The organism is Halomonas icarae (assembly GCF_009901955.1).
Taxonomy (GTDB): Bacteria; Pseudomonadota; Gammaproteobacteria; order Pseudomonadales; family Halomonadaceae; genus Halomonas; species Halomonas icarae.
Genome location: NZ_WUTS01000001.1, coordinates 3377830 through 3379815, shown reverse-complemented (window position 1 = coordinate 3379815; position 1986 = coordinate 3377830). Strand labels below are relative to the sequence as shown.

Annotated in this window: 2 rRNA genes (1 of these 2 only partly in view); both read right to left on the bottom strand. The window is 55.8% G+C overall.

The features are described 5' to 3' along the window. Window positions 1-161: 161 nt before the first annotated feature. Window positions 162-277: ribosomal RNA gene (gene rrf / locus GRB80_RS15580) — 5S ribosomal RNA — on the bottom strand. Window positions 278-360: 83 nt separating this feature from the next. Further along, window positions 361-1986: ribosomal RNA gene (locus GRB80_RS15575) — 23S ribosomal RNA — on the bottom strand (it continues 1360 nt past the right edge of the window).

The window sequence follows — 1986 nt, the reverse complement described above, 5'->3', positions numbered from 1 at the left end:
CCTTAGGGGCCGACTCACTCTGCTCCGATTAGCGTCGAACAGAAACCCTTGGTCTTCCGGCGGGGAGGTTTTTCACCCCCCTTGTCGTTACTCATGTCAGCATTCGCACTCGTGATACCTCCAGCAAGCCTCTCGACTCACCTTCATTGGCTTACATAAGTGCCTGACGATGACCTACTCTCGCATGGGGAGGCCCCACACTACCATCGGCGCAGAGCGGTTTCACTGCTGAGTTCGGCATGGGATCAGGTGGTTCACGCTCGCTATGGTCGTCAGGCGAAAAGGGGTGATTCATGCTGAGCCGAGAGGTTTCAAGACGTACCCGGCGTCGTGGGTCATCACAGACCCCTTGGGTGTTATATGGTCAAGCCTCACGGGCCATTAGTACCGGTTAGCTCAACGCCTTGCAGCGCTTCCACATCCGGCCTATCAACCAGCTGGTCTCGCTGGGCCCTTCAGGAGGCTCGAGGCCTCGGGGAGATCTCATCTTGAAGGGGGCTTCCCGCTTAGATGCTTTCAGCGGTTATCCTGTCCGCACATAGCTACCCGGCAATGCCACTGGCGTGACAACCGGAACACCAGAGGTGCGTCCACTCCGGTCCTCTCGTACTAGGAGCAGCTCTTCTCAAATCTCCAACGCCCACGGCAGATAGGGACCGAACTGTCTCACGACGTTCTAAACCCAGCTCGCGTACCACTTTAAATGGCGAACAGCCATACCCTTGGGACCGACTTCAGCCCCAGGATGTGATGAGCCGACATCGAGGTGCCAAACACCGCCGTCGATGTGAACTCTTGGGCGGTATCAGCCTGTTATCCCCGGAGTACCTTTTATCCGTTGAGCGATGGCCCTTCCATACAGAACCACCGGATCACTAGAACCTACTTTCGTACCTGCTCGACGTGTCTGTCTCGCAGTCAAGCACCCTTATGCTCTTGCACTCAATGCACGATTTCCAACCGTACTGAGGGTACCTTCGTGCTCCTCCGTTACTCTTTGGGAGGAGACCGCCCCAGTCAAACTACCCACCACACACGGTCCTCGATCCGGATGACGGACCTGAGTTAGAACGCCAATGATGCCAGGCTGGTATTTCAAGGTTGGCTCCACTCGAACTGGCGTCCGAGTTTCCAAGCCTCCCAGCTATCCTACACAAGCAACATCAGCGTCCAGTGTGAAGCTATAGTAAAGGTTCACGGGGTCTTTCCGTCTAGCCGCGGGTACACAGCATCTTCACTGCGATTTCAATTTCACTGAGTCTCGGGTGGAGACAGCGTGGCCATCATTACGCCATTCGTGCAGGTCGGAACTTACCCGACAAGGAATTTCGCTACCTTAGGACCGTTATAGTTACGGCCGCCGTTTACCGGGGCTTCGATCAAGAGCTTCGCTTGCGCTAACACCATCACTTAACCTTCCGGCACCGGGCAGGCGTCATACCCTATACGTCCGCTTACGCGTTTGCAGAGTACTGTGTTTTTAATAAACAGTTGCAGCCACCTGGTATCTTCGACCGCTTTCGGCTCCACCCGCGAGGGGTTTCACGTACCGGCGGCGTGCCTTCTCCCGAAGTTACGGCACCATTTTGCCTAGTTCCTTCACCCGAGTTCTCTCAAGCGCCTTAGGATTCTCACCCTGACCACCTGTGTCGGTTTGGGGTACGGTCCCACTGTATCTGAAGCTTAGAGGTTTTTCCTGGAAGCGTGGCATCAATGACTTCCGGACCGTGGTCCGTTCGTCTCGTCTCTCGGCCTTGGAGAACCGGATTTGCCTGATTCTCCAGCCTACCGACTTTCACCAGGACAACCAACGCCTGGCTCACCTAGCCTTCTCCGTCTCCCCATCGCAATACAGTGAGGTACGGGAATATTAACCCGTTTCCCATCGACTACGCCTTTCGGCCTCGCCTTAGGGGCCGACTCACTCTGCTCCGATTAGCGTCGAACAGAAACCCTTGGTCTTCCGGCGGGGAGGTTTTTCACCTC